This is a genomic window from Streptosporangium sp. CA-135522 (assembly GCF_050949235.1).
Taxonomy (GTDB): Bacteria; Actinomycetota; Actinomycetes; order Streptosporangiales; family Streptosporangiaceae; genus Streptosporangium.
Genome location: NZ_CP192026.1, coordinates 5,397,809 through 5,411,501, shown reverse-complemented (window position 1 = coordinate 5,411,501; position 13,693 = coordinate 5,397,809). Strand labels below are relative to the sequence as shown.

Below are 13,693 nucleotides of genomic sequence, written 5' to 3'. Positions count from 1 at the left end.
CATGGTCGGTTCTTCTTCTCAGCTAATTTGGGTTGGTTGGGAGTGCGCGGCCTCCGGTGCGGGATGGGTACCCGCAGTAGTCCGGAGGTCGCTTTTTCTGTCTTCGTCGCACTCTGTTATCTAGATAACAGGGCGCACTGAGAGCATGATGAACGAGAGTTCGATCATTTGTCAATCAGCTTGTGGCAACATCCAGTGATCGAGGCGAAACACCAGCAGGAGAGGGCGCACAGTGACACCTCGGCGCTACGAGATCGCGGACCACCTCCGCGAACTCATCGGGAACGGCACCTACACGCCTGGGGAAGTGCTGCCCAGCCAAGCCGACATGAAAGACACCTACGACACCTCAGCGAACACCATCAGCGCCGCCGTGAAGATCCTCCGCGACGAGGGCCTAGTGTGGCGCGTCGCCAACCGCGGCCTCGTAGTCCAAGACACCCAGCCCGTCTACGTCGACCTCGCCCTAGCCGTCCCGCCCGGCAACGGCCTGGGCCCGTGGGAGACCGCGTGCCAGCGCGCCGGCCACGTCGGCAACATGCAGCCGGTCTCCGTCGCCCGCGTCCCGGCCGAAGCCGACGTCGCCCAAGCCCTGCAGCTCAGTGTCGGCGCGACCGTCGTCCGCCGTGACCGACACGCGCTCCTCAACGGCCAGGCGGTCATGCTCGACAGGGCGTACTACTCCCTCGCCGTCGTCGAGGACACTCCCGTGGTCGGCACCGGCAAGGTCATCGGCGGTATCTGGGCTGCGCTCATCGCCGCTGGCGTGCTCGACGCTGCGACGGCCCGGGTCCGTGAATTGATCGGTTCCCGCACCGCGACGAAGGATGAAGCCGAGGCGCTGCGGCTCCGGCCGGGCACGTCGGTCCTGACCGCCGAGCGCGTCACCCGAGATGGGGAGGCTCGGCCGGTGGAGTTGCTGCGCCGGGTGGCGAACGAGCGGCGGGTGCGGTTTCAGGTGGACGACATGCGGTTCACCCAACCCTGAGGAGCCACCGAAAAGGCCCGACCCTGTAGTGGCGCGGCCTCGGTCAGCGCAGTAACAACACGGAGGTCTTGCAGTCACCCATAGACATAACAGCGTCAGTGCCAGGCCCCGTCTACGAGATTCGCGTCCTTGAAGCTGCCGTCGGCCACACGGCGGGACACTTCCTCCCATTCGCGAATCACTCGACGCCTGCCATCGGGGATAAGCGGCCAATCAGTACGGGTGACAGGTCTTCCGGCATAAACGGGATCCCATGTGATGACGTGAAAAGCACCGATATCGGGCACGAGGGTTTTCAGGGCGTGGATCGTCCGGCGGTGATACCACTTGCAGACAGCCGTGATGGCCAATCCGCGTTCCAATGCTTCGCGGAGCAACGGCAGAGAGAATTCAACGTTTTGCCAGGTATTGACGGATTGATCCTCATATCGGATCGCTTCATCGGGGACATGGCGCTCAACGAGAAGGCGATGGAACATCCGGCCTTCAACGATGCCGTTGTGTCGGTTGACTCCACCTGTCCCGATAATCAGCGGGGCAAGCCCGCTGTGGTATCGCTCGGCCACGACCTCGACCGGCTGAACCTGGTTGGTTCCGAAGATGAAATGAGCAGTTGGTTCATCGGGTGGAGGAGCCGCGGTATCTACAAATGCAGTGATGGCGGGGATCTGTTCGTTGTCGATGTCGTCGGTCATCCACGATCCTCAGCAGGGGCAGGTAGTTGTGGCCGGTGCCCGGCCGGGCCGTTAGTCACCTCTAGGTAGCGGGCATGATAGTCCGCAGTCTGGCGAGCGTGCCCGAAGTCGCTCCCCAGGGTCTTGTCGAGCTTGCCTGCCAGCACCATCGTCGGCCATGCCGGGCGACTGCCGGCTAGGGCGGTGTGACCAGCGGCAACAGCCTCGTCCAGGCGGCCAAGCCCGGCTTGAGCGAGTCCCAGGATGAGCAAGGAACGCGCGTAGCTGGAAGGATGCTCGCCACGTTGGCGCGCCTCTGGTTGATAGACGGTCTGGATCACCCGGTTGGTCGCCGATACGGCCTCGCGGAAGCGGCCCACCAAAAGCAACGACGTCGCGGTGTAAGGAGGATCCTCGGCCAAGGCGATAGAGAAGACGCCAGTCACCGGAGCGTCAGAAGGCAGCGCTGCTATCGCCTTAGCGCTGTGATGTCGAGCGCGTGCCATATGGTCTGCGTCGCCAACCATCGCCGCCGCACGCATCTCCTGCGAGGCGAGCTTCGCATGAATGACGGTGCCCATTGGCGCGACCTCTTGGCCCTGCTCGGCAAGCCTCACCGATTGACGCGGCTGTCCCTGATAGAACGCGATCATAGCTTTCGTCAAGAGAGCCCACGCCGCCAGCTCCGGATGTCCTGCCTCCAGGCTGCGGCGCTCAGCGTCGGAGCACCACACACGGGCAGCGGCATGCTCGCCCATGTCGCATGCTGCCACAGCTAGCAGGTGAGATAGCCATCCCGTGGCAAGTGCGAGGCCTGCGCGCCTGGACGCGGCCCCGGTGCGATCGAGGATGCTGCTTGCATATGACCGAACCGAGAGTAACTCGTCATATACGCCGACCGGAGAGAGGGAGTAAAGCGTCACGGCGTAGTGGTCGATGAGGTCGCCAAGGGTATCGACGGCACCGCCAAGGTGATCACCAGCAACCAGGTCGAGCGCCTGGATGACACGACTCTGCTGATCCGAGTGCAATGTAGGCAGGGCGGAAACCGCCATCCCTCGTTTCAGGAAGGTTCTGCGCAGCAATTCGTTCTCCTGCTTCAATCCCGTACCGGAATCAGCATACGGAGCGCTTGGAGGCTGCTTGCGCGGCGCTCTTTGAAGGATCTCCAGATCAATGTCGAAAAGGTCTGCGATGGCCGGAAGCCACGCGTCCGGGCGGACTCGGCCTCGCTCCCATCTACTGACCTCATGTCGGGTGAGCGTCCACGTCCCGGTCATGCCACACAGTCTTTCCGCTTCCTGCGCCTGCGTCATTCCGGCGGCTTCCCGTAGGTATTTCAGCAGTTCCGAAAGTGAGAGGTCGCATGCTTCCATCTGAGAATCCTTTTCGGTCAGCGTGTGGGCACGCTGTGGGCACGCACGAGATGCCCCTCCATGGTGCCCATGAACGGCAGATGCTGCACAGGTATGACAGGAAGCTGAACAACGGGAGCCGCAGGGCGATGAGACGCCGTACAGATGCCCTGTAACGCGCAAAGTTGGAGCAGCTTCGCACTGCGGACGTCCTTTTAGGATGCCGCATTCCGAACATTTTCCCACTAAACAGGCGGACCCGCCCGGCGCTTACGACGACCGGGCGGGTCCTTGATCGGATGGAGGTCCGATCCATGGAGGATGTTAGATCCGCGATGCCCGACTCCGCGAGTCTCACTATCCCGGGCTGGCGACTGATCCGCAGCGACCGAGGCCGCTTCTGGGCCTTCCGCGAAAAGGCGTTCCCCCAGGGCGCGCTGCACGCTGGGGCCAAAGCCGACCTGGACGCCGACACCTTCGACGACCTGCTGGCCGAGGTCGCCCGGCAGGAGGAGATCGCCGGGCAGGTGGTCGCGTGACCGGGCACCCCCGCACGCCTGGACGGCACCGCGCCGGCCTGCCACCCGCTACCGTGCACCGCCGCCTGTGGGACGGTCCAGCCCGCGCCGAGGCCGAACTGCTGGCCGCCGCCTGGCCGGGCTGGAGCGTCTTCTACGGCCTGGGCAGCCGTCGCTTCTACGCCGTCGCGGCTTGGCCGACAACTCAACCGTTGATCGTCGAAGACGACACCCCCGAGGGGCTGGAGGAGCAGATGCACCAGGCAGAAATGGCCTGCGCCTGGCACGCGCTCCCCGTACCTCCCCAGAGCAAACACGACGACACCGTTTTCCAGTCGTATGCCGCCGTGCCGCGGTTACCGCACAACGCAGCGCGAAGGGGTGCCGGCGTTGTGCGTGACGCGGGCGGGCGGAGTCCTTACCCGTCCCGCCCGCGTCATCCACACGGGAGCACGCAGTGACCGATCCCGAGACCGGCGCCCTGGAAGGAACGCTCATCACGTGGGAGCAACGCCGGCTCGCCGCGCTGGAGCAGACCTACCCCGGCTGGCACATCACCCATGATCCGGTCCTCGGCCGGTGGGCGGCCATCCGTCGTGCGCCTTTGACCAAGCGGGAGCAGAGGGGCGGCGTCAAGTACACGGTCGCCTATCCCTCGCCCGAGGCGCTCGGCTCCGCGCTGGCCGACCAGGTCGAGCTGGCGCACACCTACGGGCGACGAACCCCATGAGCTGGCGCGGCGGCACGGAGCGCCCCCGTCCCGTGTTGCCGCGCCGTCCCATCCTCGGGCGGCCCTCATCCCCAGGGCCGCCCGAGGCAGACGTAACCGCACGCCCACTGTCCAGTCCCGTACTCAAATCCCACGGAGACATCGTTGAACCTCAGACCCATTGGAAATGTGGCCTTCATCCTTGGCACCCTGGCTTTCTCCGTGTGGCTGGTGAGTGCACCGGCCATGGTGCCGACGCCCGTCCTCGCAGTGATGATCGTGCTGTGCACGGCGGGCTTGATCGCGACGCTCCGGCCCCTCCTGCGCAAGCGATCCCGGTAGCACACTCAAAACCCCCGGGTGCTCCTGTGACAGAGCGCCTGAAGGTTAACCGGAACGCCTGAGCATCCCGCTCCCACCGCTCCTCGCCGAACCGCACTCAGCTCCACAGGCGAGGAGCGAGCCATGAGCGACAGCCAGGGTTCTCCGCTCGCAGTTACTCCTCACACTCGACGCGCGCTCTGCGGAGCAAGCCAGAAAAAGGAGAAGCGCCAGTGACGACCATCTCCGGCGAGACCATCGCCGACCTGTTCACCAGCGCGGTAACGATGACCATGAAGGGGCAGAAGGTCAGCCCACGCGGCATGGCCACCCGTGAGCTGCTGGATGTGCGGCTGCTGCTCGCCCAGCCTCGTGCGCGGCTGCTGCTGGCCCCGCATGCCCGCGTGCTGAACACCGCCTTCGCCGTCGCCGAAAGCGTGTGGATTCTGTCGGGGTCTGACGACCCATGGATCTACGGCTTCAACAGCCGGCTACGCCAGTACGCCGAGGACGACGGCATCCTGCGCGGCGCGTACGGGCCGCGGATGCGCCGCTGGGACGGCCACGTCGACCAGCTCGCCCAGGCGCTGGCCACCTTGCGGGGCGACCCAGACTCCCGCCGCGCCGTCATCCAGCTCTACGACCCGGCTCGCGACGCGGGCGGGCACCGGGACGTGCCATGCACACTCGGCTACCGCTTCCACCTGCGCCATGGGCGGCTGGACATGGTGACGACGATGCGCAGCAACGACCTGTGGACTGGGTTTCCCTACGACGTGTTCGCCGCCACGATCTTGCATGAGCTGATGGCTGGCTGGCTGGGTGCCGAACTCGGCACCTACCGCCACCACGTCGACTCGCTGCACCTGTACGAGCGCGACCTAGAACAGGCCGCCGCCGTAGGGCAGAGCGCCCCGAGCGCGGCGCTGAGCTCCCTGGACACTCCCTGGGAGGGCTTCGACGAGCTGCTGGCTGCCGTCCAATCGGGCCGGCCTGTTGGCCACGCTGGCTGGGATGCGATGGCTGCGGTGCTGGCCAGCTACCAGCAATGGAAGCACGACGAGCGCGACCAGGCCGTCAAGGCCGCCCGCGACATCAAGGGCCCGCTCGGTGAGGGGCTACGCGCCTGGTACGCCACCTTGCAGAACCGTTCCAACGCCACGGTGGTGCACCAGTGAGCCCGGTTCTGCGCGGCGTCGGCCGCGCCTCGACCATCGTGCTGGGCCTGTGCTCCTACACCCATGACTCGGCCGCCGCCCTCCTGATCGACGGCGACCTCGTCGGGTTCGTCGAAGAAGAACGACTGTCGCAGGTCAAGCACACATCCGCCTACCCCGAGCGGGCCATCGAGTGGCTGCTGCAGGAGGCCGCGATCACCGCCGAGCAGGTGAGCGCGGTCGCCTACAACTTCCACGGATTGCGCTACCTACCAGCGGTCGCGGATGCCCTGCCTCTGCTGGCTCATCCCGCGACCAGCGAACGGGCGCTTCCGCGAGCGGCCAGCTTCGCCAAGGTCGGCCTGCGCACCGTCCGCCGCACCCAGGGACTCGGCCAGCACTTCCCGCGCGCCCGCGTTCGACCGCTGCTGCATCACCGCACCCACCAGATGTACGCCTTCGCTGCCTCTGGTTGGCAGAGCGCAGCCGTCCTGGTCGTCGACAGCCTCGGCGAGACCCAGACCACGACCATCGCGGTCGGACGTCTGCTGCAGCCTGGCCGGCCGGATCTCCAGCCGGTGCTCGCGCTGCGCGATCCGGCCTCGCTCGGCTACGCCTACGGCGCGATCACCGAACATCTGGGCTGGCGGCGCGGCGACGAAGAAGGCACCGTGATGGCGCTGGCCGCCCTGGGCGACCCGGCCCGTTTCCGCGCCCTATTCACCCGCGTGATTCCGATCACCGCATCCGGGTTCGCGCTACACCCGGCCTTCTTCGCCACCCGGGTCCTGTCGTCAGGCTTCGCCCGGCTGACGCCGCGCTTCACCGCACACACCTGCCCGCGCCGCGCACCCCACGAGCCGATCACCCAGGTCCACCAGGACCTGGCCGCTGCCCTCCAAGAGCGCACCGAGCAGGTGATGGTGCACCTGGCCAAGCTCGCCAAGATCCGCACCGGGGAGCGGCGGCTGTGCGTCGGCGGGGGCGTGGCCACCAACTGCGTTGCCATCGGAAAGATCATCGGAGAGGGAATCTTCGAGGAGGTGTTCGTGCCGCCCGCTCCGGGCGATGCCGGAACGGCGATCGGCGCCGCCGCGGCCGTCCACATTCAGGCAAGCCCGCGCCCGCTGTCGGGCATCACCGGCGCCTGCTATCTCGGCCCCGCCTTCGGCGACCACCCGCTGAACCTGGCGCGCTGGCCGCAGCTCACCGAGCAGCCGGTAGACGGCGACGCTGCGGAGTTCCTGGCCGACCAGATCGCCGAGGGCCGCATCGTCGGCCTGTTCCACGGCCGCATCGAGGCCGGCCCGCGCGCGCTGGGCAACCGCTCCATCCTCGCCTCCCCGCTGAGCGCAGGGGTGGTGGCCCGGCTGAACGACACGGTGAAGTTCCGCGAGCCGTTTCGCCCGTTCGCGCCCATGGTGATAGCCGAGCGCGCCACCGACTACTTCACCCTCGGCCAGCAGGCCCCCTTCATGTCGATGGCCTCGGGCGTGACCGACCTGGCCCGGGAGCAGATCCCCGCGGTCGTACACGCCAACGACACCGCCCGCCTGCAAACCGTCACCAAGGATGGCAACCCGTTCATGCACGCGGTGCTGACCGCGTTCGCCCGCCGTACCGGCATCCCCGTTCTGATCAACACCTCCCTCAACGTCAAGGGCAAACCGATCTGCGGTACTCCAGCTATGGCGCTGGACTGCCTGGCCTCCTCGGGGCTGGACGCGCTGCTGCTGGAAGGCAGGTGGATAACCAAATGATCATCGGATACAGCTTCTGGGGCTTCCTCGGCTCAGGGATCACCGACACCCCCGATGGCGGGCGCAGCCACCGGCGTCCCCTGATCGACGCGCTGACCGCCGCCGGACACCAGGTGATCTTTCTCCAGGCCGACCGGGACCGGCTGGAGGCCAGTGACGACCTCGGCGGCCACTACGCCTTCGACGACGGATTCCCCGCGGTCGACGTGCTGTTCCTGGAATGGCGCTGGCCCATCCCCGGCCGCAACACCACCCCATGCGGAACACCGCTGCACACCTGCGATTTGCACCGCCAGCACGAGCTCATGGACCGCTACACGATCGTCCGGGCGACACCGACGGTGATCTGGGACAAGGACCGGCAACTCCCCGGCAACAGCCCATGGCGGAACCGGCCCGGCGTCACCGTGTGCGAAGCCGCGCTCGCTCCGACCGCAGGCGCCCGCTCGCTGCTGTTCCCGCTGGACGATGCCCTGCTGGACGCGGCCGACCCGGTAGCGCTGGCAGCGCGGACGCGGCCCTACCCGCTGTGCTACGTCGGCAACCAGTACGACCGCGACGAGGCCTTCCACACCTACTTCGCCCCGGCCGCAGCCCGTCTGCCGCATCAGGTGGCCGGCAAATGGCGCGACACCCGACGCTGGCCCGAGGTGAACTTCGTCGGCCGGATGCCGTTCGCTGAGGTCGGCCGGATGTACGGCGAGAGCCTGGCCACGGTGCTGCTGCTGCCGGACCGGTACGCCGCCGCCGGGCAGATGACGCAGCGGATCTTCGAGGCGGCATTGGCCGGATGCGTGCCGCTGGCGCCCGCCACGGTCACCCGCGCGGAGGAGTTCGTCCCGAACGAACTGATCATCAGCGATGGGGACGACGCTATCGCCGCGGTGCACCGGCTGCATGCCGTCGCGGGCACCGGCCAGCACGCCGACCTGATCGCGGCGTGCCTGGCCAAGCTGGAGGTATTCCGGCTCAGCCGCCAACTCCGGACGTTGGAGGCGATCTTGACCGAACTCGTCGTCAACCGCTCCGGCTTCTCTCGATCGGCTGGGGCGCGCTCATGACGGCCGTCCCGCGCTCCCTTCTCCTGCAGTGGATGCGCGGTTGTGCCGTTGCCCCATCCGCGCTTCCCGTCCCGACTATCGTGGAGCACTATGCAGATGAACCGGGTCGCCATCGTCGGGTCAGGGGGCAGCGGGAAATCCCACGTGGCCCGCGAACTCGGCCGCCTGCTGGATGCGCCGGTCACCCATCTGGACGCCGTCTTCTACGACGACGAGTGGAACGCGCTGCCGCCGGAGAAGTTCGAGGCCGCCCAGCGCGAACTGGTCTCGGCACCGCGCTGGGTCATCGACGGCAACTACAACTCCTCACTGCACGTACGGCTGGCGGCGTGCGACACCGTGGTGATGATGGACGTGCCCACCTGGGCCGCGCTGTGGGGGATCTTCTCCCGCCAAGCCCGGCACGGCGCCGGCCAGCACACCGCAGGCGTCTACAATCGCATCCACTGGGGCGTGATCACCTACGTAGCCACCTATCGGCGCAGGATGCGGCCCAAGGTGCTGGCGAAGATCAGCGAGTTCGCCGCAGACAAGCAGGTGATCCTCCTAACCAGCCGCACCCAGACGCGCCGCTGGCTGGAGCAAGTAGCCGCCAGCCGCTGAACCGCCGCGGCGGCGCGGGCCGGAGGCGGCCATGATGCCGCCCGGAAGCGCCTTCACTGAGCCGGCCACCACCGCCAGCCTCTACCGTGACAGCGACCGGCTGGCCACACGCACCTCCGCACTGCACCGTGCCAAGACGCATGGCCGAGCCGTCGCCGACGTCATCGCCGACCTCGCCCACCGCGAACTCGGCGATGCTCGCCGGTCGGTCGTCGCCGACATCGGCTGCGGACGCGGCACCAGCAGCCACGTGCTGGCCGAGCGACTGCGCCCGTGCAGGCTGCTGGCGATCGACGCCTCGGCGGCGATGCTCGCCGCCGCCCGCGCCCGCCTGTCCACTGCCGACACGGCATCGCACACGACCGTGGAGTTCGTGCAGGCCGACTTCCACCACCTACCGCTGCCCGACGCGGGCTGTGATCTGGCCGTGGCCGCGTTCTGCCTGTACCACGCGCCGGACCCCCGCGCGGTCATCGCCGAGATCGCCCGCATCCTCGCCCCCGGTGGCGCCGCCATCTTGGTGACCAAGTCCGCCGACAGCTACCGCGAGCTGGACCAACTCGTGGCCGATGCAGGACTCGACCCACACGCCGTCGAACGTCCGAGCCTGTACGAGAGCGCCCACAGTGGCAATCTCGCCGCGCTTACCACGCCGATCCTGCCGGTTAGGCATGTGGAACACGAGGAGCACCGGTTCGTCTTCACGGGCCTGGACCACGTCGCCGCCTACCTGGCCACCACCCCCAAGTACGCGCTGCCACCCGCCGTGGCCGCCGACCCGGACGCGATCACCGCGGCGTTGCGCGCGGCGGTACCGGACCGACCGGTGGTGGCCACCTCCATCATCACCTACCTGACCGCCACACGAGGTGACCTCTCATGAGCCCCGTCACCTTCACCAAGCCCTACGCCACGCGCGAGGGCCTTGAGCAGGCCGTCACCCACCACGCCTGGCTCACTGAACATGCCCACCCGCTACGGCTGCCGCCCATCATGGGTGTCCGCGCCGGGCACATCGACTTCGCCCTCATCAAGGGCCGCCATGCCGAGCTCGTCGACGTGCCCACCGTGGCCGCCGCCCTCGGCCAAGCCCACGCCGCCGCCTGGGCGAGCGACCTGCACCGGGCCCGACTCACTGCCGCGCACCCGCTGCCCGGCGGGCGGGAACTGGCCGACTTCGTCTCCCCGCGGGTCGCAGCGCTGCGCCGCCGCCACGAAGCCGGCCTGGCCACCCGGGACGAGCTGGCCGCCCTCCAGCCGCTCCTGGAGCCCGCCCCCGCCGCCCCGGTCGCCTTTTACAAGGACACCAACCCGCGCAACGTCCTCATCACTGCCAGCGGCGAGCCAGTCATGGTGGACTTCGATGACCTCACGCTGGCGCCCTTCGGCTACGACCTGGCCAAGCTGCTAGTCACCCTGGCCATGACGCACGGCCTCATCCCGCCCGAGGCCCTCACCACCGCCTTGGCCGGCTACAACCAGCCGCTCGCCGACGCTGGCCTAATGCCCGTCTCGCTCACCCAGTTCCTCGGCCACGCCGACCTGCACCACCTGCTCACCCTGCCCTACCTCGGCAGGGGCGGCTACCGGCATCCGTGGCCAACCGTCCGCCCCACCTTGGACACCCTGGAGGACTTGCGATGATCGTCACCGAGCTGATCTTCGTCCGGCACGGCCAGGCTCAATGCAACGCTGACGGCGTCGTCGGTGGACCCCACACCTGCACCGGCCTGACCGACCTCGGCCGCCAGCAGATGACCCTGACCGCTGCACGGCTGGCCACCGAACACGAAACCGCCCCCTTCACCCACGTCTACGCCGGGCCCCGACTCCGGCTACGCGAGAGCGGACGTATTCTCGCTGACGCCCTTGATCTGCCGCTGATCATCAGCACCCCCCTGGACGGGCCGGTGCACGGAGAGGCCGATGGCAAACCCTGGCACGAGGTCAAGACGGCCTTCCGCGGCGGCCCGCACGCCCACCCCGATCAGCCATGGGCAGCTGGATCCGATACCTGGAACGGTTACCTCCAGCGCGCCGGCGCGGTGCTCGCCGACCTGATTTGCCACCATCAGGGCGCTCGCGTGCTGTTCGCCGCCCACGGCGAAACCGTGCTGGCCGCCCACACCCTCCTGCTAGACCTCCAGCCGGGCCTGGTGGCCGGTTTCACCGTCGACCACAGCTCCATCACCCGCTGGCAGCTGCACCGCAACCGATTTGACGACGAGCGGTGGATGCTCCAGCACCACAACGACATCACACACCTGGCCGCGCTAGGAACCTGGTGACTACCGCCGAGGATGGCCTGCTGGCCTTCGCCCACCGCCAGCTCGGCCCCGTCACGTCCCTGCCCGGCAGCGGCCTGCCGCCCCACCTACGACTCCTGGCCGCCACCGATGACCAGCGCTACATCCTCAAGCGCCACAAGGACCCGAACCGCTTCCGCGCCGAGGCCCGCGCCTACACCGCCTGGGTGCCGCACCTGGGCGAACACGCGCCCCGCCTGATCAGCGCCGATCCCGAAACCCTGTCCCTGTTGCTGACCGTCCTACCGGGACAGCCCGTCACGCAGCTCCCCGAGCGCTCGGCCGCCGAACGACACGCCCACTACGCCGCCGGCCACACCCTTCGTCTGCTCCACCAAGCCCCGCCCGGACCGCACCCCAACACTGACATCGCCGCCTACCTGGCCGAACGCATGCGTTGGTGGGCCGCCCGCGCACACCTGGCCACCCTCATCTCCCCCGCCGAACTCCGCACCCTGCACACCTGGGCCGACACGCTGACCGCCACTGCCGCCGCCCTCGACAGCGCCATCTGCCACCTGGACTACCAACCGCGCAACTGGATCCTCACCCCCAGCGGCACCGTGGCTGTCCTGGACTTCGAGCACACCCGCCTCGACGCCCGCATCCGCGACTTCGCCCGGCTGGAACACCGCCATTGGAAGGACGCCCCACGCCTGCGCGCAGCCTTCTTCGACGGCTACGGCCACCATCCCAACCCCGCCGAACAGGGCCAGCTTGAGCGCTTCGGCGTCCTGGAGGCCATCACCGCGCTGGTGCGCGGCTACCAAAGCGGCGACCCGCAGCTCCTGGCCCACGGCCGCACCCTGCTCACCCACCTACGCTGACCGGAGAACTCATGCACACGCCGGCACCCGCTGCCACCCCCCACGACCCGCTCAGGCGGGCCGTCGTCACCGGCGCCGCCGGATTCATCGGCTCCCATCTGTGCCAGACCTTGCTCGGCCTTGGCGTCAGCGTCGTCGGCGTCGATCGGCGTGACCCCGACCAGCACCAGGGCGCAGCGGTCAACCTCGCCGCCATCCGCCACGAGCCCGACTTCATCTTCGTCACCGGTGACCTGCGCACCTGCGCCATCGAGCCACTCTTGCCGGACGCCGACGCCGTCTTCCACCTGGCAGGCATTCCCGGCGTTCACCCCTCCTGGGGCGCCGATTTCGACGACTACGTGGCGTCCAACATCAGCGCCACCCAGCGCCTCATGCACGCCGCCACCAGACTGCGCGTTCCCCGCCTGGTCGTCGCCTCCTCCTCCAGCGTCTACGGAGCCACCGACGGTAACCCCAGCGCCGAAACCGACCACCCGCGTCCCGCATCCCCCTACGCAGTCACCAAACTCGCCGAAGAGCAGCTATGCCTGGCCCACGCCGCCCGCCCTGACTGCGACACCACCGTGGTGGCCTTGCGATATTTCACCGTCTACGGCCCCCGCCAGCGCGAGGACATGTTTATCCAGCGGCTCCTGACCGCCGCCGTGACCGGCCAGAAGGTGTCCATCTACGGTGACGGCAACCAGCGTCGCGACTTCACCTACATCGACGACGCAGTCAGCGCCACCATCGCCGCCGCAACCACCTGTCTGCCCAGCTCCATCATCAACGTCGGCGGCGGCACCAACGCCAGCCTCAACGACATCCTCCACCACGCTCAGGAGGTCACTGGGCAGACCATCCGCGTCCACATCGCCAGCCCTCGCAGCGGTGATGTCCCCGCTACATGCGCAAACCCGTCCGTCGCACGGCGGCTCCTCGGCTGGAACCCGAACACCGACCTGCACGCAGGCATCGGTGCCCAAGCCGAATGGCTCCTCACCCGACGCGGAGCCTCCACCATCGCTGTGTAACAAAACCGAAGCAACGCAAAAAGCCCCCGCTCGTCTCCGAAGAGACGAGCAGGGGCTTCTCAAGGTACTGGTACGGCCGATAATCGGATTGCAGCGACGGTCTACCGCTGGTCGTCCGGCAAGTCCGGCCGCGGCGTATGCCTGGCCTTGAAGCCGGCCAGCGCCGCCAGGCCGGTCGGCACCAGCGGCAGAACAAGGGCCTCGACCCAGTCGGGCATGAGGGCAATCATCGATGGGTTGTCGGCGACCGCCTGCAGGACGGCCATACCGGCGACACCGGCCAGGTAGGACGCCAGGCCCATGGCCTTGACCTTGGCCTCGACGGGCGGCTTGGAGTACGTGGGCTGGGGATCAGAGTGCATGTGCCCCTCCTCAAGGGACGGCCCGCCACCATGGCG

The 13,693-nt window shown here is 68.0% G+C and carries 16 protein-coding genes; 13 read left to right on the top strand and 3 right to left on the bottom strand.

Annotated features, from left to right (window positions below):
* The first annotated feature begins 232 nt into the window (after window positions 1–232).
* Window positions 233–988: a GntR family transcriptional regulator gene (locus tag ACQPYK_RS25645; RefSeq protein ID WP_433235610.1), complete on the top strand. Its 756-nt coding sequence runs from the start codon at window positions 233–235 to the stop codon at window positions 986–988.
* A 95-nt stretch (window positions 989–1,083) separates the two neighbouring features.
* Here ACQPYK_RS25645 and ACQPYK_RS25640 read toward each other — a convergent pair whose 3' ends face one another.
* Window positions 1,084–1,683 (bottom strand): YdcF family protein, encoded by a 600-nt coding sequence (locus ACQPYK_RS25640; RefSeq protein WP_433235607.1) that lies wholly within the window; start codon window positions 1,681–1,683, stop codon window positions 1,084–1,086.
* A complete protein-coding gene (locus ACQPYK_RS25635) occupies window positions 1,680–3,038 on the bottom strand; it encodes a helix-turn-helix domain-containing protein (protein ID WP_433235605.1) in 1,359 nt (452 codons plus the stop codon). The genes ACQPYK_RS25640 and ACQPYK_RS25635 overlap by 4 nt, the downstream gene beginning before the upstream one ends.
* A 293-nt stretch (window positions 3,039–3,331) precedes the next feature.
* Here ACQPYK_RS25635 and ACQPYK_RS25630 point away from each other — a divergent pair, with 293 nt between their 5' ends.
* The 12 genes from ACQPYK_RS25630 (at window position 3,332) to ACQPYK_RS25575 (ending at window position 13,295) form a co-directional block, all read left to right on the top strand.
* Window positions 3,332–3,556, top strand: coding sequence for a hypothetical protein (locus tag ACQPYK_RS25630; RefSeq protein WP_433235602.1), 225 nt, complete (start codon window positions 3,332–3,334; stop codon window positions 3,554–3,556).
* On the top strand, window positions 3,553–3,996 hold the full coding sequence (locus ACQPYK_RS25625; protein ID WP_433235600.1) for a hypothetical protein: 444 nt from the start codon (window positions 3,553–3,555) through the stop codon (window positions 3,994–3,996). Before ACQPYK_RS25630 ends, ACQPYK_RS25625 begins: the two co-directional genes overlap by 4 nt.
* Window positions 3,993–4,265 carry a hypothetical protein gene (locus tag ACQPYK_RS25620; RefSeq protein WP_433235597.1) on the top strand — a complete coding sequence of 91 codons (273 nt, stop codon included), beginning with the start codon at window positions 3,993–3,995 and terminating at the stop codon, window positions 4,263–4,265. Before ACQPYK_RS25625 ends, ACQPYK_RS25620 begins: the two co-directional genes overlap by 4 nt.
* 533 nt (window positions 4,266–4,798) lie before the next feature.
* Window positions 4,799–5,743, top strand: a complete 945-nt coding sequence (locus ACQPYK_RS25615) for a thymidylate synthase (RefSeq protein ID WP_433235594.1) — start codon at window positions 4,799–4,801, stop codon at window positions 5,741–5,743.
* Window positions 5,740–7,482: a carbamoyltransferase family protein gene (locus tag ACQPYK_RS25610; RefSeq protein WP_433235591.1), complete on the top strand. Its 1,743-nt coding sequence runs from the start codon at window positions 5,740–5,742 to the stop codon at window positions 7,480–7,482. The genes ACQPYK_RS25615 and ACQPYK_RS25610 overlap by 4 nt, the downstream gene beginning before the upstream one ends.
* Window positions 7,479–8,543 (top strand): glycosyltransferase family protein, encoded by a 1,065-nt coding sequence (locus ACQPYK_RS25605; protein WP_433235589.1) that lies wholly within the window; start codon window positions 7,479–7,481, stop codon window positions 8,541–8,543. Before ACQPYK_RS25610 ends, ACQPYK_RS25605 begins: the two co-directional genes overlap by 4 nt.
* 90 nt (window positions 8,544–8,633) lie before the next feature.
* On the top strand, window positions 8,634–9,146 hold the full coding sequence (locus tag ACQPYK_RS25600; protein WP_433235586.1) for a topology modulation protein: 513 nt from the start codon (window positions 8,634–8,636) through the stop codon (window positions 9,144–9,146).
* A gap of 31 nt (window positions 9,147–9,177) precedes the next feature.
* The gene (locus tag ACQPYK_RS25595; protein ID WP_433235584.1) at window positions 9,178–10,029 is read left to right on the top strand and encodes a class I SAM-dependent methyltransferase; all 852 of its coding nucleotides are present in this window, start codon (window positions 9,178–9,180) and stop codon (window positions 10,027–10,029) included.
* Complete coding sequence (locus ACQPYK_RS25590; protein ID WP_433235581.1) at window positions 10,026–10,790, top strand: phosphotransferase; 765 nt, start codon at window positions 10,026–10,028, stop codon at window positions 10,788–10,790. The genes ACQPYK_RS25595 and ACQPYK_RS25590 overlap by 4 nt, the downstream gene beginning before the upstream one ends.
* Window positions 10,787–11,434: a histidine phosphatase family protein gene (locus tag ACQPYK_RS25585; RefSeq protein WP_433235578.1), complete on the top strand. Its 648-nt coding sequence runs from the start codon at window positions 10,787–10,789 to the stop codon at window positions 11,432–11,434. The genes ACQPYK_RS25590 and ACQPYK_RS25585 overlap by 4 nt, the downstream gene beginning before the upstream one ends.
* Window positions 11,431–12,279 (top strand): aminoglycoside phosphotransferase family protein, encoded by an 849-nt coding sequence (locus tag ACQPYK_RS25580; RefSeq protein WP_433235575.1) that lies wholly within the window; start codon window positions 11,431–11,433, stop codon window positions 12,277–12,279. The genes ACQPYK_RS25585 and ACQPYK_RS25580 overlap by 4 nt, the downstream gene beginning before the upstream one ends.
* An 11-nt stretch (window positions 12,280–12,290) precedes the next feature.
* A complete protein-coding gene (locus ACQPYK_RS25575; protein WP_433235572.1) occupies window positions 12,291–13,295 on the top strand; it encodes an NAD-dependent epimerase/dehydratase family protein in 1,005 nt (334 codons plus the stop codon).
* Between the two features lie 101 nt (window positions 13,296–13,396).
* Here ACQPYK_RS25575 and ACQPYK_RS25570 read toward each other — a convergent pair whose 3' ends face one another.
* Window positions 13,397–13,657, bottom strand: coding sequence for a hypothetical protein (locus ACQPYK_RS25570; RefSeq protein ID WP_433235569.1), 261 nt, complete (start codon window positions 13,655–13,657; stop codon window positions 13,397–13,399).
* Window positions 13,658–13,693 lie beyond the last annotated feature (36 nt).

What these genes read in the sequence shown, in the direction of transcription:
- ACQPYK_RS25635 (WP_433235605.1), bottom strand. Translation starts at nt 3,038, where the DNA reads ATGGAAGCATGCGACCTCTCACTTTCGGAACTGCTGAAATACCTACGG.
- ACQPYK_RS25595 (WP_433235584.1), top strand. Translation starts at nt 9,178, where the DNA reads ATGATGCCGCCCGGAAGCGCCTTCACTGAGCCGGCCACCACCGCCAGC.
- ACQPYK_RS25600 (WP_433235586.1), top strand. Translation starts at nt 8,634, where the DNA reads ATGCAGATGAACCGGGTCGCCATCGTCGGGTCAGGGGGCAGCGGGAAA.
- ACQPYK_RS25570 (WP_433235569.1), bottom strand. Translation starts at nt 13,657, where the DNA reads ATGCACTCTGATCCCCAGCCCACGTACTCCAAGCCGCCCGTCGAGGCC.
- ACQPYK_RS25605 (WP_433235589.1), top strand. Translation starts at nt 7,479, where the DNA reads ATGATCATCGGATACAGCTTCTGGGGCTTCCTCGGCTCAGGGATCACC.
- ACQPYK_RS25590 (WP_433235581.1), top strand. Translation starts at nt 10,026, where the DNA reads ATGAGCCCCGTCACCTTCACCAAGCCCTACGCCACGCGCGAGGGCCTT.
- ACQPYK_RS25630 (WP_433235602.1), top strand. Translation starts at nt 3,332, where the DNA reads ATGGAGGATGTTAGATCCGCGATGCCCGACTCCGCGAGTCTCACTATC.
- ACQPYK_RS25585 (WP_433235578.1), top strand. Translation starts at nt 10,787, where the DNA reads ATGATCGTCACCGAGCTGATCTTCGTCCGGCACGGCCAGGCTCAATGC.
- ACQPYK_RS25575 (WP_433235572.1), top strand. Translation starts at nt 12,291, where the DNA reads ATGCACACGCCGGCACCCGCTGCCACCCCCCACGACCCGCTCAGGCGG.
- ACQPYK_RS25640 (WP_433235607.1), bottom strand. Translation starts at nt 1,683, where the DNA reads ATGACCGACGACATCGACAACGAACAGATCCCCGCCATCACTGCATTT.